The sequence below is a fragment of the Rhizobium sp. BG4 genome, assembly GCF_016864575.1.
Taxonomy (GTDB): domain Bacteria; phylum Pseudomonadota; class Alphaproteobacteria; order Rhizobiales; family Rhizobiaceae; genus Rhizobium.
The window spans coordinates 212,869-237,670 of sequence record NZ_CP044125.1; the positions used below are offsets into that span (position 1 = coordinate 212,869).

29 protein-coding genes are annotated in these 24,802 nt (G+C 62.5%); 17 read left to right on the top strand and 12 right to left on the bottom strand.

The genetic code is table 11. From position 1 onward, the window contains the following. Positions 1-157 precede the first annotated feature (157 nt). The 3 genes from gpt (at position 158) to F2982_RS01150 (ending at position 5,857) form a co-directional block, all read left to right on the top strand. Entirely contained in the window at positions 158-652 is a 495-nt protein-coding gene (gpt, locus tag F2982_RS01140; RefSeq protein ID WP_112711515.1) for a xanthine phosphoribosyltransferase, read from the top strand. 196 nt (positions 653-848) lie between these two features. After that, a complete protein-coding gene (locus F2982_RS01145) occupies positions 849-1,442 on the top strand; it encodes a hypothetical protein (protein WP_203429007.1) in 594 nt (197 codons plus the stop codon). A gap of 590 nt (positions 1,443-2,032) precedes the next feature. Then, positions 2,033-5,857 (top strand): vitamin B12-dependent ribonucleotide reductase, encoded by a 3,825-nt coding sequence (locus F2982_RS01150; RefSeq protein WP_203429008.1) that lies wholly within the window; start codon positions 2,033-2,035, stop codon positions 5,855-5,857. A gap of 279 nt (positions 5,858-6,136) precedes the next feature. On the opposite strand, the gene F2982_RS01155 is transcribed toward F2982_RS01150, so the two are convergent. Beyond that, positions 6,137-6,433, bottom strand: coding sequence for a GIY-YIG nuclease family protein (locus F2982_RS01155; RefSeq protein WP_203429009.1), 297 nt, complete (start codon positions 6,431-6,433; stop codon positions 6,137-6,139). Positions 6,434-6,636: 203 nt separating this feature from the next. Here F2982_RS01155 and F2982_RS01160 point away from each other — a divergent pair, with 203 nt between their 5' ends. Then, on the top strand, positions 6,637-6,849 hold the full coding sequence (locus F2982_RS01160) for a hypothetical protein (RefSeq protein WP_112711510.1): 213 nt from the start codon (positions 6,637-6,639) through the stop codon (positions 6,847-6,849). A 90-nt stretch (positions 6,850-6,939) separates the two neighbouring features. Continuing rightward, on the top strand, positions 6,940-7,533 hold the full coding sequence (locus F2982_RS01165) for a carboxymuconolactone decarboxylase family protein (RefSeq protein ID WP_203429010.1): 594 nt from the start codon (positions 6,940-6,942) through the stop codon (positions 7,531-7,533). Between the two features lie 419 nt (positions 7,534-7,952). Here the strand turns inward: F2982_RS01165 and F2982_RS01170 are convergent, their stop codons facing one another. From F2982_RS01170 to F2982_RS01180, 3 genes are all read right to left on the bottom strand, one after another. Continuing rightward, positions 7,953-8,144: a hypothetical protein gene (locus F2982_RS01170; RefSeq protein ID WP_203429011.1), complete on the bottom strand. Its 192-nt coding sequence runs from the start codon at positions 8,142-8,144 to the stop codon at positions 7,953-7,955. A gap of 19 nt (positions 8,145-8,163) precedes the next feature. After that, positions 8,164-9,159, bottom strand: a complete 996-nt coding sequence (locus F2982_RS01175; protein ID WP_246777490.1) for an alpha/beta hydrolase — start codon at positions 9,157-9,159, stop codon at positions 8,164-8,166. Positions 9,160-9,276: 117 nt separating this feature from the next. Further along, positions 9,277-10,122, bottom strand: coding sequence for an oxidoreductase (locus F2982_RS01180; RefSeq protein WP_199629430.1), 846 nt, complete (start codon positions 10,120-10,122; stop codon positions 9,277-9,279). Positions 10,123-10,292: 170 nt separating this feature from the next. Between F2982_RS01180 and F2982_RS01185 the strand changes: the two genes are divergently transcribed. Further along, a complete protein-coding gene (locus tag F2982_RS01185; protein ID WP_130282451.1) occupies positions 10,293-10,715 on the top strand; it encodes a lipocalin-like domain-containing protein in 423 nt (140 codons plus the stop codon). A gap of 4 nt (positions 10,716-10,719) precedes the next feature. On the opposite strand, the gene F2982_RS01190 is transcribed toward F2982_RS01185, so the two are convergent. Further along, positions 10,720-11,607 carry a LysR family transcriptional regulator gene (locus F2982_RS01190; protein ID WP_203429013.1) on the bottom strand — a complete coding sequence of 296 codons (888 nt, stop codon included), beginning with the start codon at positions 11,605-11,607 and terminating at the stop codon, positions 10,720-10,722. 128 nt (positions 11,608-11,735) lie between these two features. On the opposite strand from F2982_RS01190, the gene F2982_RS01195 reads away from it, so the two are divergent. Beyond that, positions 11,736-12,569 carry an oxidoreductase gene (locus F2982_RS01195; RefSeq protein WP_203429014.1) on the top strand — a complete coding sequence of 278 codons (834 nt, stop codon included), beginning with the start codon at positions 11,736-11,738 and terminating at the stop codon, positions 12,567-12,569. 55 nt (positions 12,570-12,624) lie between these two features. Here F2982_RS01195 and F2982_RS01200 read toward each other — a convergent pair whose 3' ends face one another. Then, positions 12,625-13,623, bottom strand: a complete 999-nt coding sequence (locus F2982_RS01200) for a zinc-dependent alcohol dehydrogenase family protein (protein WP_203429015.1) — start codon at positions 13,621-13,623, stop codon at positions 12,625-12,627. A 92-nt stretch (positions 13,624-13,715) separates the two neighbouring features. On the opposite strand from F2982_RS01200, the gene F2982_RS01205 reads away from it, so the two are divergent. Further along, on the top strand, positions 13,716-14,573 hold the full coding sequence (locus F2982_RS01205; RefSeq protein WP_203429016.1) for a LysR family transcriptional regulator: 858 nt from the start codon (positions 13,716-13,718) through the stop codon (positions 14,571-14,573). A 15-nt stretch (positions 14,574-14,588) separates the two neighbouring features. Here the strand turns inward: F2982_RS01205 and ftsZ are convergent, their stop codons facing one another. Beyond that, a complete protein-coding gene (gene ftsZ, locus F2982_RS01210) occupies positions 14,589-15,611 on the bottom strand; it encodes a cell division protein FtsZ (protein ID WP_112711502.1) in 1,023 nt (340 codons plus the stop codon). 201 nt (positions 15,612-15,812) lie between these two features. Here ftsZ and F2982_RS01215 point away from each other — a divergent pair, with 201 nt between their 5' ends. The 6 genes from F2982_RS01215 to F2982_RS01240 all read left to right on the top strand — a co-directional run bounded on the left by F2982_RS01215 (position 15,813) and on the right by F2982_RS01240 (position 19,092). Next, positions 15,813-16,031, top strand: a complete 219-nt coding sequence (locus F2982_RS01215) for a hypothetical protein (RefSeq protein ID WP_130282461.1) — start codon at positions 15,813-15,815, stop codon at positions 16,029-16,031. 87 nt (positions 16,032-16,118) lie between these two features. Further along, on the top strand, positions 16,119-17,120 hold the full coding sequence (locus tag F2982_RS01220) for a 2-dehydropantoate 2-reductase (protein ID WP_203429017.1): 1,002 nt from the start codon (positions 16,119-16,121) through the stop codon (positions 17,118-17,120). A gap of 101 nt (positions 17,121-17,221) precedes the next feature. After that, entirely contained in the window at positions 17,222-17,377 is a 156-nt protein-coding gene (locus tag F2982_RS01225) for a hypothetical protein (protein WP_203429018.1), read from the top strand. A gap of 7 nt (positions 17,378-17,384) precedes the next feature. Then, on the top strand, positions 17,385-18,284 hold the full coding sequence (locus F2982_RS01230) for a dihydrodipicolinate synthase family protein (RefSeq protein ID WP_203429019.1): 900 nt from the start codon (positions 17,385-17,387) through the stop codon (positions 18,282-18,284). Between the two features lie 119 nt (positions 18,285-18,403). Next, positions 18,404-18,670 (top strand): hypothetical protein, encoded by a 267-nt coding sequence (locus tag F2982_RS01235; protein ID WP_203429020.1) that lies wholly within the window; start codon positions 18,404-18,406, stop codon positions 18,668-18,670. Between the two features lie 116 nt (positions 18,671-18,786). Beyond that, on the top strand, positions 18,787-19,092 hold the full coding sequence (locus F2982_RS01240; protein ID WP_203429021.1) for a DUF1883 domain-containing protein: 306 nt from the start codon (positions 18,787-18,789) through the stop codon (positions 19,090-19,092). Between the two features lie 9 nt (positions 19,093-19,101). Here the strand turns inward: F2982_RS01240 and F2982_RS01245 are convergent, their stop codons facing one another. Together F2982_RS01245 and F2982_RS01250 are read right to left on the bottom strand one after the other, a co-directional pair. Next, the gene (locus F2982_RS01245; RefSeq protein WP_203429022.1) at positions 19,102-20,418 is read right to left on the bottom strand and encodes a replication-associated recombination protein A; all 1,317 of its coding nucleotides are present in this window, start codon (positions 20,416-20,418) and stop codon (positions 19,102-19,104) included. Beyond that, complete coding sequence (locus F2982_RS01250; protein ID WP_203429023.1) at positions 20,415-21,818, bottom strand: DegQ family serine endoprotease; 1,404 nt, start codon at positions 21,816-21,818, stop codon at positions 20,415-20,417. The genes F2982_RS01245 and F2982_RS01250 overlap by 4 nt, the downstream gene beginning before the upstream one ends. 72 nt (positions 21,819-21,890) lie before the next feature. Here F2982_RS01250 and F2982_RS01255 point away from each other — a divergent pair, with 72 nt between their 5' ends. After that, positions 21,891-22,028, top strand: a complete 138-nt coding sequence (locus tag F2982_RS01255; RefSeq protein WP_162708600.1) for a hypothetical protein — start codon at positions 21,891-21,893, stop codon at positions 22,026-22,028. Here the strand turns inward: F2982_RS01255 and F2982_RS01260 are convergent. Beyond that, a complete protein-coding gene (locus F2982_RS01260) occupies positions 22,025-23,275 on the bottom strand; it encodes a sensor domain-containing diguanylate cyclase (RefSeq protein ID WP_203429024.1) in 1,251 nt (416 codons plus the stop codon). The two genes, F2982_RS01255 and F2982_RS01260, sit on opposite strands and share 4 nt — an antisense overlap. 154 nt (positions 23,276-23,429) lie before the next feature. Between F2982_RS01260 and F2982_RS01265 the strand changes: the two genes are divergently transcribed. Then, positions 23,430-23,801 carry a YkvA family protein gene (locus tag F2982_RS01265; RefSeq protein WP_112711493.1) on the top strand — a complete coding sequence of 124 codons (372 nt, stop codon included), beginning with the start codon at positions 23,430-23,432 and terminating at the stop codon, positions 23,799-23,801. Between the two features lie 31 nt (positions 23,802-23,832). Then, positions 23,833-24,177 (top strand): lysozyme inhibitor LprI family protein, encoded by a 345-nt coding sequence (locus F2982_RS01270; RefSeq protein WP_112711492.1) that lies wholly within the window; start codon positions 23,833-23,835, stop codon positions 24,175-24,177. Positions 24,178-24,180: 3 nt separating this feature from the next. On the opposite strand, the gene F2982_RS01275 is transcribed toward F2982_RS01270, so the two are convergent. Together F2982_RS01275 and F2982_RS01280 are read right to left on the bottom strand one after the other, a co-directional pair. Next, positions 24,181-24,519, bottom strand: a complete 339-nt coding sequence (locus F2982_RS01275; protein ID WP_203429025.1) for a type II toxin-antitoxin system PemK/MazF family toxin — start codon at positions 24,517-24,519, stop codon at positions 24,181-24,183. After that, positions 24,506-24,727 (bottom strand): type II toxin-antitoxin system PrlF family antitoxin, encoded by a 222-nt coding sequence (locus F2982_RS01280; protein WP_246777491.1) that lies wholly within the window; start codon positions 24,725-24,727, stop codon positions 24,506-24,508. The genes F2982_RS01275 and F2982_RS01280 overlap by 14 nt, the downstream gene beginning before the upstream one ends. Between the last annotated feature and the right edge of the window lie 75 nt (positions 24,728-24,802).

Consider the following 24,802-nt stretch of genomic DNA (forward strand, 5'->3'; position numbering starts at 1 on the left):
ATTGCGTGCCGGGACTTGCGTTCCGGCCGCAAATGCCGCTATTTCAGGCGACCGGTGACGGGCCCCGGCAATCATTCGCGCAGCTCCGGCTGCGCGATTTGCGTTTGTGGTCGCCCTGAGGTCGCCGGCGGTTTCCATCATGCCGCGGAGCAGTCCCATGTCCCTTCCCGATAAAGCCTTTCCCGTTTCCTGGGACCAGTTTCACCGCGATGCGCGCGCGCTCGCCTGGCGGATCGCAGGATTGAACAAGGAATTCACAGGCATCGTCTGCATCACCCGCGGCGGCCTCGTTCCGGCGGCAATCATCTGCCGCGAGCTCAACATCCGCCTGATCGAGACGGTTTGCGTCGCCTCCTACCACGACTATGTGAACCAGGGTGACATGGTCGTCCTGAAGGGCATCGCGCCCGAGCTGCAGGAAAATGGCGGCGAAGGCATTCTCGTCATCGACGACCTGACCGACACCGGCAAGACGGCGGCCCAGGTGCGCGGCATGCTGCCGAAGGCGCATTTCGCCTGCGTCTACGCCAAGCCCCAGGGCGTGCCGACCGTCGATACCTTTGTCACGGAAGTCAGCCAGGATACGTGGATCTATTTCCCGTGGGATATGGGCTTCACCTATCAGGAGCCGATTGCAAAAGGCCCGAAATAAACCTAAAGATGATAATATCCGAAGCAGCAGCCGCTGCGGGTATTGATTGTTATCTTAGTAATATTGCGAATGTATAGTGGATGCTCGGCAAGGGCATCCACAGTTTACCGGCATCAGGGCGCGCCGGAAAACATGCCCCCGCTGCATAGACTATATGGGCAACCGCGTGCCGTCAGGCGCGCAGCAAGGAAGGGCAATGCGCTACGGGGGTTGGGTCATTGCGGTCGTGGCTTCAGGGCTTTCGATCTCGACATTTGCGCTGCCCGCGCCGTCCTATGCCGAACCTGCCTATATCTCCGTCGTGCGCGAATATGTGGATACCGTGGTCCGGCCGATGGTCAACAATCCCGTCGTGCTGAAGGCCATCAAGGACCAGAACGTCCGCTTCGGCGATGTCAGCAAGACCGATATCCAGGTTCTGGACGGCACCTACCGCTCCGAGGTCGAGACCGGCCAGTTCCAGATGATCTCGAAGCTGATGATGAACCCGGTCTCCCGCTATCTGAAATCGAAGCAGGACAATTCCCAGGGCGTCATCATCGAGTTCTTCGTCACCGACAAGAACGGATTGAATGTCGGCGAGAGCCGCACGACGATGGATTACTGGCAGGGCGACGAGAACAAATACCTCCGAACCTTCGCGCGTGATTCGGACGAGACCTTCATCGACCGCGCCGAGCGCGATGACGTGACGCAAATCCTTGAAACACAAGCGAGTTTCACGATCCGGGACGAGACCGGCAAGGCCATCGGCATCGCCACCGTGACGATCGCGCTGGACGCAATCTGAAGCTTCTTCGTGTTTCGAATCGCTAGACCGATTTGCCGACGAAACACCATCGCTAGATTTAAAATTTCGTGTTTTTTTGATGACATCGGTATCATTTCCCGGCTTGACCGCGCCAAGCCCTTGAAAAACAAGGCCTCCAGGCTTTTCCCCAGTGTCCACAGCCCCATCCACAATATGTTGTGGTGAACGCTTCGTTAAAAACCACCCCTTGACGGAATCGCGTGTTTCAAACTTAATGGGATCCGATGTTGCGGCGGCAACTGGACCGGAATTAACGAGGCCGGTTCTCTTCAAAATTCAAGCGTGGAATCAGGGCGTTGCATCTATGACGGATGACCGCTGCGTGGCATTCCTTGCGCAAATTTTTGACCGCCCGGCAGTGACATTGGGGCTGGCGAAAAATAGCTGTTAATACTATATTTAGTGCTAGCAGCCATCATCACCACAATATACAGGAAGGACATCTCCGGATGACACCCCTGTCACAATACGGATACGAGAACTGGCTGCGCCCTTCCTGGCGCGCTGCCGGATGAGGAAACTTGCGCCTTGGTCATCGGGGACGGGCGCGCAGATTAGAGGTTGGCGACATGCGCATTGAACGGCGTTTCACGAAAGCGGAACAAGGTGCCTATGGGGAAATCGAATTCCGCAAGGCGACCAGCGAGATCAAGAACCCTGACGGTTCGATCGTCTTCCGCCTCGAGAACATCGACGTTCCCGCGCAGTTTTCGCAGGTCGCCGCCGACATCCTGGCGCAGAAGTATTTCCGCAAGGCCGGCGTTCCCGCACGCCTGAAGAAGGTCGAGGAAAACGACGTTCCGTCGTTCCTGTGGCGCTCGGTTGCCGATGAAGCAGCGCTGAAGGATCTGCCGAAGGATCAGCAGTACGGCTCGGAAACCGACGCCCGTCAGGTTTTCGACCGCCTGGCCGGCACCTGGACCTACTGGGGCTGGAAGGGTGGCTACTTCTCTTCGGAAGAAGATGCGTCGGCATTCAAGGACGAGCTCGCCTACATGCTCGCCACGCAGCGCGTTGCCCCGAACTCGCCGCAGTGGTTCAACACCGGCATGCATTGGGCATACGGCATCGACGGCCCGGGCCAGGGCCACTATTACGTCGATCCGTTCACCGGCAAGCTGACCAAGTCGAAGTCCGCCTACGAACATCCGCAGCCGCATGCCTGCTTCATCCAGTCGGTTGAAGACGACCTCGTCAACGAAGGCGGCATCATGGACCTCTGGGTGCGCGAAGCGCGCCTCTTCAAGTACGGCTCCGGCACCGGCTCCAACTTCTCCATGCTGCGCGGCGAAGGCGAAAGGCTTTCCGGCGGCGGCCGCTCCTCCGGCCTGATGAGCTTCCTGAAGATCGGCGACCGCGCTGCCGGCGCCATCAAATCGGGCGGCACGACCCGCCGTGCGGCCAAGATGGTCGTCGTCGACATCGACCATCCGGATATCGAGGAATACATCAACTGGAAGGTCAAGGAAGAGCAGAAGGTTGCCGCTCTGGTCACCGGTTCGAAGGTCGTCGCCAAGCATCTGAAGGCGATCATGAAGGCCTGCGTCAATTGCGACGGCGGCGATGACGGCGAGTGTTTCGACCCGGCCAAGAACCCGGCCCTGAAGCGCGAAATCCGCGCTGCCAAGAAGGACCAGGTTCCGGAAAACTATATCGGCCGCGTCATCCAGTTCGCCCGCCAGGGCTACACGGACATGGAATTCAAGACCTACGACACGGACTGGGATAGCGAAGCCTACCTGACCGTTTCGGGCCAGAACTCCAACAACTCAGTCTCGATCAAGGACGACTTCCTGCGCGCTGTCGAAAACGACGGCGACTGGCACCTGACCGCCCGCAAGGACGGCAAGGTCATGAAGACGCTGAAGGCCCGCGACCTCTGGGAGTCGATCTCCTACGCCGCCTGGGCATCGGCCGATCCGGGCCTGCACTTCAACACGACGATGAACGACTGGCACACCTCGCCGGCCGGCGGCCAGATCCGCGGCTCGAACCCGTGCTCGGAATACATGTTCCTCGACGACACCGCCTGCAACCTGGCTTCGCTGAACCTGCTGCAGTTCAAGGACAAGGCAACGAAGCGCATCGACATCGCCGATTACGAACATGCCGTCCGCCTCTGGACCGTCGTGCTCGAAGTTTCGGTCATGATGGCGCAGTTCCCGTCGAAGCGGATTGCCGAACTCTCCTACGAATACCGCACGCTCGGCCTCGGCTACGCCAATATCGGCGGCCTGCTGATGTCCTCCGGCATCCCCTATGACTCGGCAGAAGGCCGCGCCATTGCCGGCTCGCTGACCGCGATCATGACCGGCATCTGCTACGCAACCTCGGCTGAAATGGCCTCCGAGCTCGGCCCGTTCCCGAACTTTGCGCCAAACCGCGAGAGCATGCTGCGCGTCATGCGCAACCATCGCCGCGCCGCTTACGGCGAGACCTCCGGCTATGAGGCCCTGTCGGTCAACCCGGTCGCGCTGATCCATTCCGAAAACCCGGATCAGGACCTCGCCGCTCACGCCAAGAGCGCCTGGGACAAGGCGATCGAACTCGGCGAGAAGCATGGCTACCGCAACGCCCAGGTCTCGGTTATTGCCCCGACCGGCACGATCGGCCTGGTCATGGACTGCGACACGACCGGCATCGAGCCCGACTTCGCACTCGTCAAGTTCAAGAAGCTCGCCGGCGGCGGCTACTTCAAGATCATCAACCGCGCCGTTCCGGATGCGCTGCGTTCGCTCGGCTATTCCGAAGCGCAGATTGCCGAGATCGAGGCCTACGCTGTCGGCCACGGCAACCTGAACCAGGCGCCCGGCGTCAACCCCTCGACCCTGAAGACCAAGGGCTTCACCGACGAGAAGGTGGAAGCCGTCAACGCCGCGCTGAAGAACGCCTTCGACATCAAGTTCGTCTTCAACCAGTGGACGCTCGGCACCGACTTCCTCAAGGATACCCTGAAGGTCTCCGACGAGCAGCTCGCCGACATGAGCTTCAACCTGCTCGACCACATGGGCTTTTCGAAGAAGGACATCGAGGCCGCCAACGTTCACGTCTGCGGCGCCATGACCCTGGAAGGCGCACCCTTCCTGAAGAACGAGCATCTGCCGGTCTTCGATTGCGCCAACCCGTGCGGCAAGATCGGCAAGCGTTATCTCTCGGTCGAGAGCCATATCCGCATGATGGCGGCTGCGCAGCCGTTCATCTCGGGTGCGATCTCCAAGACGATCAACATGCCGAATGATGCCACCGTCGAGGATTGCAAGAGCGCTTACATGCTCTCCTGGAAGCTCGGCCTGAAGGCAAACGCCCTCTACCGTGACGGCTCCAAGCTGTCGCAGCCGCTGAACGCTTCGCTGATCGAAGACGAAGCCGATGAGGATGCACTCGAAGAGCTGCTGCAGCAGCCGGTCGCGGCCCAGGCCGTCACCGTCACCGAGAAGATCATCGAGCGTGTCATCGAACGCGTGACCCGCGAACGCGAGAAGCTGCCGAACCGCCGCCAGGGCTACACCCAGAAGGCAGCTGTCGGCGGACACAAGGTTTATCTGCGCACCGGCGAATTCGGTGACGGCCGCCTTGGCGAAATCTTCATCGACATGCACAAGGAAGGCGCTGCTTTCCGTGCGATGATGAACAACTTCGCGATCGCCATCTCGCTCGGCCTGCAGTACGGCGTGCCGCTCGAGGAATATGTCGAAGCCTTCACCTTCACCAAGTTCGAGCCGGCCGGCATGGTCATCGGCAACGACGCGATCAAGAATGCCACGTCGATCCTCGACTACGTGTTCCGCGAACTCGCCGTCTCCTATCTCGGCCGTCATGACCTGGCGCATGTCGATACGTCCGACTTCTCGAACACGGCACTCGGCAAGGGCATCCAGGAAGGCAAGACCAACCTCGTCTCGACCGGCTGGACCCGCGGCTACAAGCCGACGCTCGTTCCCGGCACCGGCGACCGCCTGGTCGGCGAACCGAAGGGCGCATCGGCAGCAACGCCTGTCCGCGCCTCCTCGGCCGGTACGGTCACCGCCTTTGCGGGCGCTGCTGCCCGCAAGCTGGAACCGGCAACCGCCGTCGCCACCTCCGAAATCGTCGCCTTCAAGCGCGATTACGAGGAGCGCGCCAAGGAACTGGCCGAGGAAATCGCCGACGAAGTGAACGAAGAGCTCGCTTCCGAAGCCCAGCAGCAGGCCACCGCTCTCTTCTCCGACAAGGCCGCCGCCGACGCTGCGACCGCCAAGACGGAAGCCAAGAAGGTAGAAGCCGAACGCCGCGCCCGCTCCATCATGCAGGGCTACACGGGCAACATGTGCTCCGAGTGCCAGAACTTCACGATGGTCCGCAACGGCACCTGCGAGAAGTGCGACACGTGCGGCGCGACCAGCGGCTGCAGCTGATTTTTCAGCGGAGAGTGAATGTGATAGGGGCGCTTCGGCGCCCCTTTTTGTTTTCGTGGCACGGCCGATCATCACCCGCCCTCGTCCTTCGAGGCTCCGGCTTTGCCTCCGCACCTCAGGATGAGGGCTGGCCGTTGGCGCCTAACCGAAGCAAGTAACGCCACGAGTGAGTTGCTAGAGGTCTGGCCTCCCATCGCAGGCAAAGCGCCCACTCCAGCCTCATCCTGAGGTGCAAAGCCCAAAGGGCGCAGCCTCGAAAGATCAGGCTGGCCACCGCTCTTATTTTGCCGACACCGGCCCACGCTTCGACAGACCCGGCAACGCCTCATAATTCAGGGCGATCAGCGCCTCCTTCTTGCGCCGCGACCAGCCCGTGATCTGCCGCTCCCTTGCGATGGCATCGATGATGCGGTCGTAGGTCTCGGTGAAGACCAGTTCGACGGGCAGGCGTTTGGCAGTGTAACCATCGTATATCCGGGCATTGTGCTCCCAGACGCGCGCTTCGATATTCTGCTTCGTCAGCCCGGTATAATAGGACCCGTCGCGGCATCGCAGGATGTAGACGGTCACTTCCATGAACTGCTCCGATGCCAACGGCGAACGCTACCATGGCGAGTGCCAGAGCTACAACCCGCCCTCGTCCTTCGAGGCTTTTGCTTCGCCTCCGCACCTCGGGATGCGGGCTGGCCGTTGTGCGCGTGTTGTTTTTGCCTAGAAACACCGGCCGGCTTCATGCCATATGCAGACATCAAGACAGCCGGTTGAGTTTGGGTAGGATCATGGACGAAAAACAATTCCTCGCGCTTTGCAAGAACGGGCAGTTCAAGGAAGCGCTGGCGCTGGCGAATGAGGGCCGTGAGGACCAGAAGTTTACGCCGAGCCGGTTCTCGATGGACAAGAAGACCAAGAAGCCGATCTTCTATCGCGGCAACAAGCGCGTCGAAGTCGATGAAAACGGCGAATGGCAGATTTCCAAGAATACGCATGATTGAGCGCTTGCCGTGACCGGCGGCGCGCGAAGCGCATAGGCGAGAAGGCCATTCTGGAATATCCTGATCGGACCAGAAACGGAGGATCGCGCCATGGCCTTCATTCACACTCCCGATGCATCCGCAAATGACAAGACGGCATCGATGTATGCCGCGGCGGAGGCGAGTTACGGGTATCTGCCGAACATGTACCGCGCCTTCGGGCACCGGCCGGAGGTGATGGAGCATTGGGGTGCGCTGCTGTCGAGCATCCGCAGCCACATGACGCTCAGGCGCTACGAGCTGGTGACGCTGGCGGCCGCCAAGGAGTTGAAATCCTCCTATTGCATGTTGGCGCACGGTTCCGTGCTGCTGCGCGAAGGCTTTACCAATGATGGGCTCGCGGCAACCGCCGATGGCGGCGAGAAGGCGCCTGTCGATGCGGGTGAGCGGGCGATCATGGCGTTTGCCGCCAAGGTGGTGCGCGACGCCACCAGTATCACCCAGCAGGATGTCGATGCGCTGAAGAAGCACGGGTTCTCGGATGCAGAGATTTTCGACATCACGGCAGCGGCCGCCGTGCGCTGCTTCTTCTCGAAGATGCTGGATGGTCTCGGCGCTGCACCCGACCATGCCTATGCCGAGCGGCTCGATCCCAATCTGCGCAAATCGCTCGCCATCGGCCGGCCGATCGAGGGGCTCGTCTGACAATGCAATCGACCTCTCGCCGTCCACCACCTTGCGGCTGTGGCTGGTTCGTGGAGCATGCGGCTTTTCTCGCTTAGGTTCCTCGGGTCACTCAACGCTGACGGGAGGAAATGATGGCTTACAGGAAGCGCAACGGCAAAGATACCTGGCATTGGTGCCGCAACTGCAGCAACTGGCCGATGTCAGACTATGACGAACGCCCTACGAAGCCTGCGAGCGGCGAGCTTTGCAATGAGTGCTTGGCCAAGGACAATGCAGGAAACTGCACCAAGTAGATTATTCACCCCTCGGTCCCTTTGCGTCTCAGTGGGATCAAGTGCGCCCAGTATTGGGGCATGGGCGTGGAGACGTGAGTCAGCCACCGCGCAGACGAGCGGTGGCTGGATTCCTGTGACAGGCACAGGCATGAGGGAGCGGCCCTAGGCCCGCCGTCTGGCGAGCGCGATCACCACGACGCCGACGATGGCGGCCAGCGCGCCCCAATAGATCCAGGGCGTCTGGTCGATCATGAAGCTCTCGGCGGGATAGGGGAAGTAGCCGCTGCCCTGCCCCATCCAGACGAGGCCGACGAGGATCAAGAGTATTCCGAGCACATAGGCGGCCTTGGTCATTGGCGGTCTCCTGCCCGCGTTATTGCTGCGGGCTGTCGGCGAAATGGCGCATGGCGAATTCGGCGATGCGCTGGTTGGATTTGTCGGCATCCTCGAGCAGATGCGGGAAGAGCTGCCAGCCGTGGATCAAGCCCGGCCAGACTTCAAGCGTCACATCGACACCGGCCTGGCGTGCCTTGTCGGCAAGGCGCAGGCTGTCGTCGAGCAGCGCTTCGCTGCCGGATACCTGCAGCAGCATCGGCGGCAGACCGGAAAGATCGGCGAAAAGCGGCGAGACGGCTGGATCCTGCGGCGCGGTGGCGCCGAGATAGGGCTTGGCGAACGCATCGATCACCGCCTTGCTGATCACCGGATCGGTCGCGGCATTGGCCTGCATCGAGGCGCCGCTGGCGGACAGATCGGAAACCGGGCTGATGGCGACGAAGGCTGCAGGAAGCTGGCGGCCAGCCGCCTTCTGCCGCAATACCGCTTCGAGCGCCAAGTTGGCGCCGGTGCCATCACCGGCGACGACGATATTGCCGCTCTCGTAGCCGTTTTCGAGCATCCAGCGATAGGCGGTCCTGATATCGTCGATCTGCGCCGGATAACGCCCCTCCGGCACAAGACGGTAGTCGATCAGCAGCACATCCGACGAAGCCGCCTTGGCGAGCGATCCGGCCAGCAGCCGGTGTGTGCGCGGCGAGCCGCCGTGAAAGCCGCCGCCATGGACATAGAGAATACCGCGGCGGCCGAGCGGATGGTGAAGGCGGGCCGGCCAGATGAGATCGGCCTCAACGCCATCGGCATCCATATGGCGGATCTGCACACGGGTCGGTTCGGGATTGTCGGCCATGAAGCTGCGGAAGGCGGCGGCCCGCTTTTCCGGCGTTGCGGCCTCGGAGAAATGCTTGGTCCAGCGGGAGCCCAGCGTCTCGACCTCGGTCTTCGACTTGGCGCTCTGCGGCGGCACATCGGCGGCGATCGCGAGCCCGGCCAAAGCAGGCAGGAGCGCAAGCGCCAGAACGGCCGTCCTCATCGCCCTAGCCTGAGATATTAACCGGTCACGCATCCAACCCTCCGAAAAACCGCGGCCGCCCTGCCCGATCATCGGACAGGACGGCCGCAGAAGTCAAAGGGTTGCTCGGGATTGCCCTCAGCTTTTCGGGAAGTCGGCGCCGATGCTGGTATCCTTCCAGGCTTCGACCAGCGCCAGCCGCTCGGCAAGCTTCTTGGTGACTGCTTCATAGCCGAACGCGCCGAGCACGAGATGGCGCGGCGCCTTCTCGACCTCCGTGATCTTGATCATCGCCTCGGCAGCACGCACGGGATCGCCCGGCTGCTGGCCGCTATAGCCCGACGTCTGCTTCATGCGCCCGGCAGCGGTCTCGGCATAATCGGCGATCTTGCTCTCCGTTTGGCGCAGCGAGCGGCCGGCCCAATCGGTGCGGAACGGGCCGGGCTCGACGCAGGTGACTTGGATGCCGAGGGCAGCCGTCTCGGCCGCCAGCGAATCTGAGAAGCCTTCGACGGCGTGCTTGCTGGCCGAATAATAGCCGGATGCCGGGAAGCCAATGAAACCGGCGACGGAGGTGATGTTGATGACATGGCCGCGGCGGCGGGTACGCATGCCGGGCAGCACGGCACGGGTCATGGCGAACAGGCCGAAGACATTGGCTTCGAACTGATCGCGGATTTCCTGATCGTCGCCTTCCTCGATCGAGGACTGGTAGCCATAGCCGGCATTGTTGACGAGAACGTCGATGCGGCCGAAGCGCTCCTCGGCTTCCTTGACGGCCGAGGCGATCTGCCCCTTGTCGGTGACATCGAGCGCGATGGCCAGCGCATTGTCATGACCTTCGGCGAGATCGGCGACGCGGGCCTTGTCGCGGGCAGTGACGATGGTCGGCCAGCCGCGGGCGATGGTGAGCTTGGCGAGCTCGCGGCCGAAGCCTGTCGAGCAGCCGGTGATGAACCAGACGGGGGCGTTGTCTTGGGACATGGTCTATTCCTGATCTTTTGGGAGGTGCCTCGGAAGGCAAGAGGTAACAAGACTGATGTAGGGCGAAACGGCCGAATTTCCAGATTACCGGCGGAAGCTCCCCCGCCCTTTCGGCATATAAGCGATGACTGCATCAAGCCGGTCGTGCTACTTTGACGAGGGGGACGACCATGGATGCGCAAGCGCTGATCGGCACATGGAAGATGATTTCCTGGACGCGGAGAGTGGTCGCGACCGGCGAGGTCAGCGATGCCATGGGCGCCGATCCTGTTGGGTACATCGCCTATCAGCCCGATGGCCGGATGATGGCCTTCGTTGCCAACCGCCAACGCCCCGCAGGGCGCCGCGAAGGCTATTCGGATGCCGACAAGGCTACCCTCTTCGACACCATGCTTGCCTATACAGCCACCTACACGCTGGAGGGCGATCGCGTCGTCCATCATGTCGACGCCGCCTGGGACCCGGCATGGCAGGAAGATCAGATCCGGCCCATCCGGCTCGAAGGCGACAGGTTGGTGATCCACAATGCGCCGGGCAAGGATCTCCTGAGCAGCCAGGATGTGATCTTCCGCCTCGAATTCCGCAAGCTCTGACGCGCTACTCCGCCCGGATCGCCTCGATGAGCGCCCGGAAGCCGGCCGACATGTGGCGGCGGCTGGGATAATAGAGATAGAGCGGCTCCTCGGGCTGGCACCAGTCATCGAGCACCTTGATCAATCTGCCGGCGGCGACATGCTCGGCGACGCGGTTTTCCCAGACATAGGCGAGCGCGACGCCGCCCAGCGCAGCCTGGGTCATCAGTTCGTGGTCGTCGAGCGACAGCGGCCCGTTCGGATGGAAGGTGACCGGCTGGCCGTCGCGCGCGAAATCCCAGGGATAGCGCACGCCCGAAGGATACATGTTCTGGATACAGAGATGGCGCTTCAGATCATGCGGCGTCAGCGGCTTCGGCCGGTGCTCGAAATAGGCGGGCGAGCCGACGACGACGAGACGCAGGCGCGGGCGGATGCGCAGCGCGATCATCCCCTCGGTGACGCGCTCGCCAAAGCGTATGCCGGCATCGAAGCCTTCCTCGACGATATCGACCAGCCGGTCCGTGGCGCTGATTTCCAATTGCAGATTGGGGTTCTTCGACAGCAACGGGCCGATGATATGGCCGATGACGAAGGGGGCAATCGAATTGGCGACGTTGAGGCGCACCTTGCCGAAGGGCGTGTCGCGGAACTGGTTCAGCGTATCGAGCGCCGAGCTGATCTCGCCGAAAGCGGGATCGAGGTGGGATTTGAGGAGCTCGCCGGCCTGGGTCAGCGATACGCTGCGGGTAGTGCGGTTGAGCAGTCGGATGCCGATCCGTTCCTCGAGATTGAGCACGGCATGGCTGATCGCCGAAGCCGTCACACCCCGCTCCTCACCTGCCTTGCGGAAACTGAGATGCCGGGCGACGGCGGCGAAGGCCGCCATTTCGGAGAGATCGGTCGCGCGCATTGATGAATCTCACTCAGCATAATTCGGAAAATAACGAATCTTATGCAGGAGCGGCTTTCAGGTCAAATTCTCCTCACCGGCACTGAGAGACCGGCACACAACGAAGAGAGATCTGAAAGGAACGTGTCATGAAAGTCTGGTTCATCACTGGTGCATCCCGCGGTTTCGGCGCGCTGATGACCAAGGAAGCCCTGGCCGCAGGCGATGCCGTCGTTGCCACCGCCCGCAATCCGAAGACCGTCATCGATGCCATCGGCGAGCATCCCAATCTGCTTGCGGCAGCACTCGATGTCACCAATGAGCGACAGGCGCAGGAAGTTGCAGCGGCAGCGGTTCAGCGCTTCGGCCGCATCGACATCCTGGTCAACAATGCCGGCTACGGGCTGCTCGGCGCCGTCGAGGAGGCAACGGCAGAGGAGATCGAGAAGATCTATGCGACCAATGTCTTCGGGCTGCTGAAGGTCACCCGCGCCGTACTGCCCCATATGCGCCGCCAGCGCTCGGGCCGCATCCTGAACTTCTCGTCGATCGGCGGCTATGCCGGCTATCCGGGCTGGGGCGTCTATGGCTCGACCAAGTTTGCGGTCGAGGGTCTTTCGGAATCGCTGGCGACAGAAATCGAACCGTTCGGCATCAAGGTGACGATCGTCGAGCCCGGCTTCTTCCGCACCGACTTCCTGGCCGACAATTCGCTGTCGATCAGCCCGGCATCGATCCCGGACTATGTGGGAACGCCGGCCGGCGACATGCGGGACTTTGCGGCCAGCGCCCATCATGCGCAGCCCGGCGATCCGGCAAAGTTTGCGGCTGGTATCGTGACGCTTGTCAAGGCCGAGAACCCACCGCTGCGCATGCCCTTCGGCAGCGACACGGTTGCCAAGCTCGGCGAGAAGAATGCCTTCGTCGAGCAGGAGCTTTCGGCCTGGCGGGCGCTTGCGGTCTCGACCGACTTCGCGGCCTGAAGCAGACCTCATCGCCAAAACGCCGCCCGCGGGTTACGGGCGGCGTTTCGGTGTCTCAAGCGATATCGATCACCAGCTTGCCCTTGGCCTGGCGTTCCTCGATCAGGCGATGCGCCTCGGCGGTCTCTTCGAGCGTGAAGCGGCGGGCATCGAGGCGCGGGACGAGTTTTCCGGCTTCCGCAAGCCTGGTTGCCTCCTGCATGATTTCGCCGTGGTGCTCTCGGCCCTCGCCGGTCAGGAGCGGCAGCAGTGTGAAGACGCCGGAATAGCTCGCGGCCTTGAAGGAGAGCGGCGCCAGCGCATGCGTGCCCCAGCCGAGGCTGGTCACCACATGGCCGAAACGCTTGACGGCCTTGAAGGCGGCATCGAGCCCTGCCCCGCCGACCGTGTCATAGACGAGATCGAAGCCCTTGCCGCCGGTATATCTGGCGACATAGTCCTCGACGCTTTCGGCAGTGTGGTCGATCGGGGTCGCGCCGAGGCTGCGGATGTAATCGGCCTTGGAGGCGCCATCGGCAGCGTAGACGTCGGCGCCAAATGCCCTGGCGATCTGAACCGCGACATGGCCGACACCACCGGCGCCGCCAAGGACCAGAACGCTCTGACCGGATTTCACGGCGGCGCGGTCGACCAGTCCTTCCCAGGCGGTGATGAAGACCAGCGGCAGGGCTGCCGCCTCGCGCATCGTCAGGTTCGCGGGCTTGATCGCCAGCAGGCGGGCATCGACAGCGGCGAATTCCGCCAGCGAGCCCTGCACGCCGCCGACGCCGCCGGTCATGCCATAGACCTCGTCGCCGCGGCGGAAGCCGGAAACGCCCTGGCCGACCTCTTCGACGACACCGGCCATGTCGATGCCGAGAATGGCAGGCAGCGGCTGGCGGGCATGCTCTGCGGCACCGGCGCGGATCTTGGTGTCGAGCGGGTTGACGCCGCTCGCTTTGATGCGAACGAGGACTTCGCCGGCAGCAGGCTTCGGGCGGGCGATCTCGGCCAGCCGGAACGGTGCATTGTGGTTTTCAAGGATCAGGGCTTTCATCGTGCTCATGTCGGTCACTCCGGTTTCGATGGCCGGATGATCTCCCCAACGCGATTGAATGAAAATCAAAGATATCGCATGATCTCCATTCATTATTGAATGAGGCAATCATGGAATGGAGCGATGTCAGGATCTTTCTCGCGATTGCCCGCGAAGGCACGCTCGGCGCTGCCGCCCGCAAGCTCGGCCAGACGCAGCCGACCATGGGGCGGCGGCTGAAGGCGCTGGAGGCGGCGACCGGCCACATGCTGTTTCAGCGAACGGCCGACGGCTTCGTGCTGACCGACGAGGGCAGCATCGTCCTGCAGCATGCGTTGCGGATGGAGGAAGAGGCCGTTGCGCTGGAGCGGCAACTGCAAGGCAGCACGCGATCGCTCGAGGGCATGCTGCGGATATCGTGCTCTGACTGGTTCGGCCTTCACATGCTGACGCCGGTTCTGGCGGAATTCTCGCAGGCACATCCGAAGGTTTCGGTCGAATTGCTCACCGATGCGCGGCTTCTCAACCTCTCACGGCGCGAGGCCGATCTGGTGTTCCGCATCCGGCCGTTCACCGAACCTGAGGTGATCTCACGCAAGCTGATGCATATCGGCTATGGACTTTACGTTGCGAAAGGCGCGCCTCACCCAACGGCAGGAGACGGCAGCGGCTTTACCATCGTCACCATGGACGAGGCCTTTGCCGAAATGCCGGATGTGCATTGGGTGACGCGGACCTTCCCGAAGGCGACGATCACCATGCGCAGCAACAATCGCGATGTGCAGGCGGCCCTTTGCGCCCGCGGTGCGGGAATGGCCGTTTTGCCGCGGCCGCTCGGCGATCATTTTCCGGGATTGGAGCGCGTCGACGTGCCCGAAGCGCCGCCGGGGCGCGATACGTTTCTCGGCTATCACCGCGATCTCAAGCGGCTACCGCGGCTGCGGGCATTCATGGATGTGGTGATCAGCCGGCTCACTCCGGCCGGCTGATCACTGGTCGGTGACTTACTGCAGGGTGCGTGTCGGGATCGCCTGTGCGGCAACGCCCGGAGCGGCAGCGGGAACACCGTTGCCATCGAGGCCGGTCGCCACGACGGAGACGCGGAATTTGCCATCGAGGTTGCGGTCGAAGATCGCACCGACGACGATGTCGGCATCGTCCTGAACCTCGTCGCGGATGCGGCTTGCGGCTTCGTCGACTTCGAACAGCGTCATATCGGAACCGCCGGAGATCGAAATCAGCACGCCCTTGGCGCCCTTCATCGAGATGTCGTCGAGCAGCGGGTTGGCGATTGCCGCTTCGGCGGCCTTCATCGCACGGCTCTCACCGGCCGCCTCGCCCGTGCCCATCATCGCCCGGCCCATGCCGCGCATGACGGATTTGACGTCGGCGAAGTCGAGGTTGATCAGACCTTCCTTGACGATGAGATCGGTGATGCAGCCGACACCGGCGTAGAGAACGCGGTCGGCGGTCATGAAGGCATCGGCGAAGGTGGTCTTCGCGTCGGCGATACGGAACAGGTTCTGGTTCGGGATGACGATGACGGTATCGGCGGCTTGACGCAGGGCCTCGATGCCGATCTCGGCCATCTTCATGCGGCGGTTGCCCTCGAAGGTGAAGGGCTTGGTGACGACGCCGACGGTCAGGATGCCGGCCTGGCGCGCGGCGTGGGCAATCACGGGCGCCGCACCCGTTCCGGTGCCGCCGCCCATGCCGGCGGTGACGAAGCACATGTGCGAACCGGCCAGGTGATCCATGATCTCGTCGATCGATTCCTCAGCGGCCGCATGGCCGACTTCCGGCAGCGAACCGGCGCCGAGACCTTCGGTGACATGCGCACCGAGCTGGATGCGGCGCGAGGCCTTGGAGGTGGCGAGCACCTGGGCATCGGTATTGGCGGCGATGAAATCGACGCCCTCAAGATTTTCTGCGATCATGTTGTTGATCGCATTGCCGCCGCCGCCGCCGACGCCGATTACCGTAATACGCGGCCGCAGTCCCGAAATGCCGCTCTTGGCGTCCGTCATCCCATTCTCCTTTGATGCAAAGTGTATGCCCCGCCCTCGTTGCGGAACAGCGAATCGAGCGTCAGGTTATGGCTGCAAGAAGGCAGAGGCAGGGCGAAAGAACAAGATGGAGACCATCCGAAATAAAATACGGAACCTTTTCCACTGTCGTGCATTGTGGGGGATTCATGTCACCATCTAACGGAGAGGAGAAAAGCTGAAATGCCTAGCATTGCCGCACGCCAGACCGTCGCCCCGCCGCATGATCACGTCCTGACAGTCCAGGAGGCGCTCGAGCCGCTGTTCCTGGCGCTCGAACAGGAAGTCGAGGTCAAGATGGTGGCCGCAGCCCTTCGCGCCGGCTGGTCAGCCGAAGACGCGGTGGCCGCCATCGACGAGCTGCGCCGCAACGAACTCGTCGACCCTCCGGCCACGCATTAATTTGATGGCCCGCGAAAAATTGTCATTCGCCATCGCGCGCGAATGACCTAAGTCTAGCGCGACACTTCATGTTCGCGGAGCCTCCCCATGTCCTTCAAATCGATCTGCGTTTACGGCGCCGGTGCGCTCGGTGGCGCCATTGCGGCAAAGCTTGCCGCCGCCGGTAACGGCGTCACTATCTCCGCCGTCGCCCGCGGTGCCCATCTCAAGAGCATCCGCGAAAACGGCCTGAAGCTTTACGAAGCCGGCGCCGAAAAGCCGATCAAGGTGGAGATCACCGCGACCGACGATCCGTACAGCCTGCCGAAACAGGACCTGATCATCACCGGCCTCAAGGGCCATCAGCTCGGCGATGCGGCCGAGGGCATTGCTGCGCTCCTTAAGGACGGCACGCGGGTGATGATGATCCTGAATGGCATTCCCTGGTGGTATTTCCACCGCGACAGCCAGAGCCCGCATGCCGAGCTGCAGTTCGAAGAGCTCGATCCCGCGGGACGCCTGTGGCGGCTGATCGGACCGGAGCGCGTCATCGGCTGTGTTGCGATGCAGGGCGCCGAAGTCGTCAATCCCGGCGAGATCCAGCTGTCCAACAACGGCCGCTATATCCTCGGCGAGCCCTCGGGCGAGATGAGCGATGATCTCGAAGGCATCAAGGCGCTGCTGACGGCTGCCGGGCTCAACGTCTCGATGACGCCGCGCATCCGCGACGAGATCTGGAACAAGCTGACCGGCAACGCCGCCTTCAATCCGCTCAGCGCGCTGACACGAGCCCTGATGACCGACATCATGGCCGACCCGGCACTCTACGACATGGTCGGCAAGATCATGAACGAGGTGCGCGCCGTCGGCACAGCGCTCGGCGCGAAATTTTCGATCACCATCGAGGAACGCCTCGAGCAATCCCGCCATATCGGCGCCGTTAGAACATCGATGCTGCAGGATCTTCTGGCTGGCAAAGCGCTGGAGATCGTGCCTCTGAGCGGCATGGTCGTGGCGCTCGGCCGCCTTGCCTCGGTGCCCACCCCGGTATCCGAGACGGTGCTGGCGCTCGTCTCGCAACTCGACATCGAGAATCGCCGCGGCGCCTAGCGCCCGGCCTTTATGCTTTTCATATATGGCGCGTGAGGGCGCGGAATGGATTTCCTACGGGCCGCGGGATTAGCCTTTGCCGAGAATGCAGAGGTAATCCCATGCGAGACGTCATGCCTGCCAATCCGCTTCCGCGCCGCCCGCGCCGCGGCGCCACTCCGCGCCTGATGCGCGAACGCCGCACGGCGCAGGTGCTGATGGTGTTCGGCATCATCCTTGCCTGCGTCGAGCTCTACGTCATCCTCGGCTGGATGTGAGGCCCCGATGCGACGCAATGTTTGGCCGCGCCTTTCCGGCGCGATCACCCCGCTCGTCACGCCTTTCCGTCACGGCGCCGTCGATATCGCCAGCTTGGAGCGGTTGACCGAATGGCAGATCGCCAGCGGCATCGGCGGCCTGGCGGTCTCGACCGTCACCGGTGAAGGCCCTGTTCTCTCCGATACGGAGCGCGACCTTGTTCTCTCGACAGTGCTGCGCGCTGCCGATGATCGCGTGCCCGTCATTGCCGCGACGGGTACGAACGGCACGGCGAGCACGATCGCGCTCACAAGACGCGCCGAAGCGCTCGGCGCCAGCGCAGCCCTCGTCACCGTTCCCTATTACTCGAAGCCGGGACAGAAGGGCATTCTGCGGCATTTCAGCGAGCTTGCCTCGGCATGCAGCCTCCCCTTGATCATTTCAAGCGATCCCGGCCGTACCGCCTCGCCGTTGCTGCCATCGACCCTCGATGAACTGTCGCAGACCGGCACGATCTTCGGCCTGCTCGATGCCGGCGGCGACATCGGCACACTCGCGCCTTACCGCGACCGGCTCCACCTGTTCACCGGCAACGCGGTGGCGGCACCGGCCTTCATAGCTTGCGGCGGAGACGGCATCATCGCGCCCGCCGCCAATGTGCTGCCGAAGCTCGTGACCTCGCTGCAGCATGCGTCTGTCTGCGGGAACCTTCCGGCAGCGCTCGTGCTTGCCGACCGCCTTGCGCCGCTCGCCGAAGCGATCGGCGATGGTGAGCCTGCCAATATCAAATTCGCGCTCGGCGCCTTCCCCGGCATCCCCGCTGATGTGCGCCTGCCGCTGGTTCCTGCTGAGCAAATCGTGCAGGAGGCAATCTGTGCGGCTCTGCAGAGCTGCACCTCCCCGGTGCGCCATGCGCTATCCCTATGAGATTTTTATAGTTTCAGCCGTGGCCGCGAATGGAACGCCAACCGCACTCACCATAGATTTCCAGTGCTAGCCCGCAACGTTCCAAGGCAGATGCGGGAAAACTTCGAAAGGACATATCGATGTCACGACTTTCTTCCGGCGCGTCCGCCGATCCGCTTCAACGCAACAACGCGCCCGCCCGCTTCACCATCGGCAGGAACAGGCGCGGACAGTGGATCGTTGCCGACCGCGACGGACTGGTCGGCGGCCTCTTCATCAACGAGGCCGCCGCCCTGCATTTCGCCGCTGCGGAGTGCAATCACAACCCGGCCGATATCTGCCACGCGGCAGACGGAACACTGATGGAATTCGGCTTCTCCGACGGCAGCGGCATGCGGCTGCACTAGGCGCTACAGGCTCCCGTTGTGCCAAACCGGGAGCCTTCGCCGCCAGGCTGCCAAACCTTTCCTTAACCGCGCAGCCTTAAGATCACCGGTCAAATAGCAGCCAGTTTTCGGGACCGATGAGCAAGCCGAATTTCCGCTTCAAGCATTACGACCTTCATGAGCAGCGTGCCGGCACGATCGTCGAAGTGGCGCTGAATGCGGTGAACAACGTTCGCCTGATGACGGCACCGCAGTTCCAGCGCTTCACTGAGGTTCTCGATTTCAAATATATCGGCGGCGTCGCCAAGAAATCGCCGGTCAAGATGGTGATCCCCGATAGCGGGCATTGGCACCTGATCGTTGATATGGAAGGCCATCACGGTCTGGCGGAATCCGCCGTCAAGGTGATCGCGGCACCCGGTGGCCAGAAGAAAGCCTCCTGACGCCCTGCATCAGCGCGGATTGCGCTCTCTCCTGAGCTTCGACCACCATTCCAGCCGCTTGCGGATTTCCCGCTCGAAACCGCGCTCCGGCGGATCGTAGAAGGTCTTGCGGCCCATCTTCTCCGGGAAGTAATCCTGGCCTGAAAAGGCATCGGGCTCGTCGTGATCATAACGATAGCCCTCGTTATAGCCTTCATCCTTCATCAGCTTGGTCGGTGCATTGAGGATGTGCTTCGGCGGCAGCAGCGAGCCATTCTGCTTGGCCGCCATGATCGCCGCCTTGAAGGCCGTATAGACGGCATTGGATTTCGGCGCCGTCGCCAGATAGACGCAGGCCTGCGCCAGCGCCAGCTCGCCTTCCGGTGAGCCGAGATAGTCGTAAGCGTCCTTGGCGGCGTTGCAGATGACGAGCGCCTGCGGATCGGCAAGGCCGATATCCTCGACGGCCATCCGCACCAGACGGCGGCCGAGATAGAGCGGGTCTTCTCCGGCATCGAACATGCGCGCCAGATAGTAAAGCGCCGCATCCGGATCCGAACCGCGGACCGATTTGTGAAGCGCCGAAATCAGATTGTAGTGGCCGTCCTGCGCCTTGTCATAGACGGGCGCCCGGCGCTGAACGATGCGCATCAGGCCTTCGGTATCGAAGACCTCGCTTGGGCGCGCGGCGCGCCAGACCTCTTCGGCGAGCGTCAGGACGGCGCGGCCATCGCCATCGGCCATGCGCAGCAGGCTGGCGCGGGCGTCCTCCGTCAGCGGCAGCGGCTTCTGCTCGACCTCCTCGGCGCGCTTCAGCAATTCGCTGAGGCTTTCCTCGTCATGTGACTTGAAGGTCAGTACGCGGGCGCGTGACAGAAGAGCGGCGTTGAGCTCGAAGGACGGGTTCTCGGTGGTAGCGCCGACGAGGATGACGGTGCCGTCCTCCATCACCGGCAGGAAGCTATCCTGCTGGGCGCGGTTGAAGCGATGGATCTCGTCGACGAAGAGCAGCGTCTGGCGGCCATCCATGCGGCGCAGCCGGGCGGCCTCGAACACCTTCTTCAGATCGGCGACACCGGAGAAGATCGCCGAGATCTGCTCGAAGGCGAGGCCTGCCTCGCCCGAAAGCAGGCGCGCCACCGTCGTCTTGCCGGTTCCGGGCGGTCCCCAGAAGATCATCGAACCAAGCGATCCGCTCTCGATCATCCGCCGGAGAACGCCGTCCTCGCCGGTCAGGTGGCCCTGCCCCGCGACTTCAGACAGCGTCTGCGGCCTCAACCGATCGGCAAGAGGCCGCCGGCTGGCGACCTCATCTGGAATGCGCGGTGCGAAGAGATCATCACTCATCGGAAGAACTGCCTGATCCTCTGGCCGTCACGCTCGATTTCGACGCGCCAGAGACCTGCATCGTCGGATGCGATCTGCGACAGCTGCTCGGTGGTCTGCACCGGCGTGCCATTGATGGCGACGATGATATCCTTCGGCTCGAAGCCGAGACGGGCGGCCGGAGAGTCATCCTTGACCTCGGCGACGACGACGCCGGTCGATTCCGTCGGCATGCGCAGCTCGTCGGCAACGCGCGGCGAGAGGTTTTCGACGACGGTGCCGGTGAAGGGCGTGCGGCCGCCGATGGTGCGCTGGTCGCGCGGCGAGGTTTCGGGGGCGCGATCGAGCTTCAGCGCAACCTGCTGTTCGCCGCCATTCTCGACCACGCCCAGCTTGACCGTATTGCCGAGGCCGGCCGTCGTCAGACGATAGAGGAGCGCATCCGGATGCTCGACCGGGATGCCGTTGACCGAGGTGACGATCTCGCCGGCCTTCAGGCCAGCCTTCTGCGCCGGGCTACCGTCGGCCACCTTGACGATCAGTGCGCCGCGGGCCTTGTCGAGGCCGAGCGCTTCGGCGACTTCCGAGGTCACGGCGTCGAAGGTGGCGCCGACATAGGGCCGCTCGAAGGACTTCACGCCGGCATCGGCCGAGGTGAGGAAGACCTTCACCAGATTGGCAGGGATCGCAAAGCCGATACCGTTCGAGCCGCCGCCGCGGGAGAAGATCGCCGTATTGATGCCGATCAGCTCGCCCTTCATGTTCATCAGCGCGCCGCCCGAATTGCCGGGATTGATCGAGGCATCGGTCTGGATGAAGAAGCCGAACTCGTTTTTGACGACCTGATTGCGGGCGAGCGCGGAAACGATGCCCGAGGTCACCGTCTGGCCGACGCCGAAGGGGTTACCGATGGCGAGTACGAGATCGCCGACCTCGACGGCATCCGAATTGCCGATCGGCAGCGTCGGGAAATTGGCCTTGGTATCGATCTTCAGCACTGCGAGATCGAGGCGATCGTCACGCAGCACGACCTTGCAGGGAAACTCGCGGCCATCGGAGAGCGCCACCTTGATATCGTCGGCGCCTTCGATGACGTGGTTGTTGGTGACCACGGTGCCGTTCGCCTCGACAATGACGCCCGAGCCGAGCGACGACTGCTTCTCCGACCGGTTCGGCATCTGCTGGCCGAAGAACTGCTCGAAGAAGGGATCGCCGGCAAAGGGCGACTGCCGCTGCACGGTCTTTTCGGCATAGACGTTCACAACCGCGCCCGAGGTCTGCTTGACCAGCGGGGCGAAGGACAGCTGCATTTGCATCTGGCTCTGCGGTACGGTTTTCGCGTCCTCGGCATGCGCGCCGAGCGGCAGGAGAACCGCGAGCGCAAAAAGCGGGACAAACGAACGTTTCAACAGGCCTTGCATTGGAATCCCTTCTGAAATGCTTCCGGATCAGTGTTGTAGCGCCGGACGCTAGAAAGGAAAGAGGGCGGAAGCATGGAAGCTTCCGCCCGCCTGATGATGCTTCCGGCCTGCGAGTTTGATTCAGCAAAGCCGGATATGGAATTGATCGGCAAGGCAAAAGACCTCACCTGGTCACCGCAGCGTGACATCCACCTCGCAGAGAGACCCTAGAAGGCAACCTCGAGGTTCTGGCGGTCCTGGGCGATGACCCGGCAGGTGGTCTCGAAGCCCTCGCCCTTGATCGCCAGAATGAATTCCGGCGGGATCCCGGCCGAGTTCGAAACCGAGAGGCCGGCGCTATCGGCGCCGAGCGACTTGATGGTGCAGTCGATGGTCGAGCGGCGGTCGTTGAACAGGATAGAGCCTGCCTTCAGGACGCGGCGGCGGGCGCCTGCCGAACCTTCGGACCGGATGGAGTTCCACGATACGCAGCGATCGCGCCCGCTGTTCTTGGCGTGGTACATCGCGGCATCGGCCTGGGCGAGCAGCGTTTCGATATCCTTGGTGATGATCGACATCGAGGAGATGCCGAAGCTCGCGGTTACCGTCAGCGCGCCAAAGTCGCCCTGGATCGGCTGGGCCGAGATCGCCGCGCGCATCTTTTCGGCCACGGCTGCGGCACCCTCGCGGTCGATATGCGGCAGCACGATGCAGAATTCCTCGCCGCCGAGGCGACCGAACAGATCGCCGGCCCTGAGATTGGCCTTGCAGGTCGCGGCTACCGCACGCAGCACCTGATCACCCGCGGCATGGCCATGGGTATCGTTGACGCTCTTGAAGCGGTCGATATCCAGCACGATGGTGGAGAGATTGTGCTGATGGCGGATCGCCAGCGAAATCAGCTGGTCGGCTTCCTGCTTGAAGGCGCGCCGGGTCAAGGCTTCCGTCAGGCTGTCGGTCGCCGCTGATTGCAGCAGTTCGATACGGTCCATCGCCGCACCCGCGAGCTCTTCCAAGATAGCGAGGTCGCGGGCGCCGAAGGATCGCGGCCGGCGATCGATGGCGCAGACCGTTCCGATGATATGCCCCGCCTTGGTCGTCAGCGGCACGCCGGCATAGAAGCGGATATGGCTGTCGCCGGTGACTGCCGGATGCTGCGCGAAGCGTGGATCCTTGGTGGCATCCTGGACGATGACGGGCTCTTCGTAATCGACGACATAGCGGCAGAACGTATCTTCCCGCGGCACTTCATCGGCAGTGAGGCCAGAGCAGGCCTGATACCATTGCCGATGCGCATCGATGAGCGAGACGAGGCCGATATCGATCGCGAAGATCTGCTTGATCAGCCGGACGATGCGATCGAAGCCCTCGTCTCTTGGCGCGTCGAGAAGATCGAGCTGCTCCAACGCGGCCAGACGCTCCATTTCCCGCTTCCGTGCGTCTGCGGAAGACTTACCGAATGCACGTGCAACGACCATTGCCGCATTGCTCCTCAACCGACCGATATAGCGATGCATCCCATATATTGGTGAACAAATCGGATATATTGCATTTAGCGAATCCTTCATATTCCGATCGAGGCATGGCTGAAGGCGACGGCCGACCTGCGATCTTGATTCAGGAAATGCGCATATGGAATTGATCGGAAAGGCAAAAGCCTGGGCGAAGTCACTGAAGCGTGACGTCACGGCGCTGTGGCTCGCGGCCCGCGATCCCAGGGTGCCATGGTATGCGAAAGCGGTCGCCGCGGCCGTCGCCGCCTATGCACTGTCGCCCGTCGACCTCATTCCGGACTTCATCCCGGTGCTCGGCTATCTCGACGATCTGATCATCGTACCGCTCGGCATCATGCTGGCGATCAGGCTCATCCCGCAGCCTGTGATGGCGGAGCTGCGCCAGCAGGCTGCAGAGCGCGCGGGGCGGCCTGTCAGCCGGGCCGGATTGATTTTCATCCTTGCCGTATGGGCCTGCTGCATCATCTTTCTGGTCCGGGCGTTCCTATAAGCGCCTGCCAGGAAACAGGATCATAGCCCGCATGAAAGCAGCCATCGCCGCCCTCGCCTTCTCGACCGTCTCATTGCTCGCCCCCCTCGCACATGCCGCGAGCTTCGACTGCGATGCCAAGGAGCTGAAGCCCGACGAAAAGGCGATCTGCGACAACCGGGCACTCAACGACGCCGACGTGAAGATGGTCACCACCTTCGACCTGCTCTCCGGCCTGCTCGCCATGGGCACGCGCGGCACCCTGCAGGACGAACAGACGGCCTGGCTTAAGAAACGACAGGATTGCCAGGCGGACGCCGCCTGCATCAAGGCGGCCTATGACGAGCGGATGAAGCAGCTCGACGAGACGTATAAGAATATCAATCGGCCGCTTTAGCGTTTAGCCGCCAAGTTGAGCTCGGATTGCCGATATCACCACCGCAAGCGCGGCATCCGGTAGCCGTCCGATCCGGTCGATCTGCGATGTCTCGACGGTGGCGATCTTCGCCGGTCGAACGACCGAAGGCGCCGGCAGGCCTGCCGTCTGATGATCAGAGATCGCAACATCTCCGAGCCATGGCCGATTTTCGGCCGAGGTTATCATGACGGCCCAGACGAGAGCATCATTCTCGCCGAGCGAACCGGCGGAAACAACGAGCGCCGGACGCCGCTGGCGCGTATCGCGATCGGTATAGGGAAAGGGCACCCGTATGATGTCACCCTGCTCAAAGGTCGGCATAGGCTTTCCGATCGGCTTCGCTATCCCATTCCGAGAAGGTCGCAAAAGGATCGTCGGACATCGGTTCGGCAGCCCGCGATATCACCACGCGATTGTCAGCCTCCAGCGTATAGACGATGGAATCCCCTTCCTTCAGGTGCAACGCGGAGCGCACGGCCTGCGGGATCGTCGTTTGAGCCTTGCTGGTCATCTTGCTTGTGATCATCATTCACCTCGGAATGGAATGTAAGGAAATTCCTTACCGATGACAACGGCGGATAAGCAAACCGTGCCGAGACCCGGA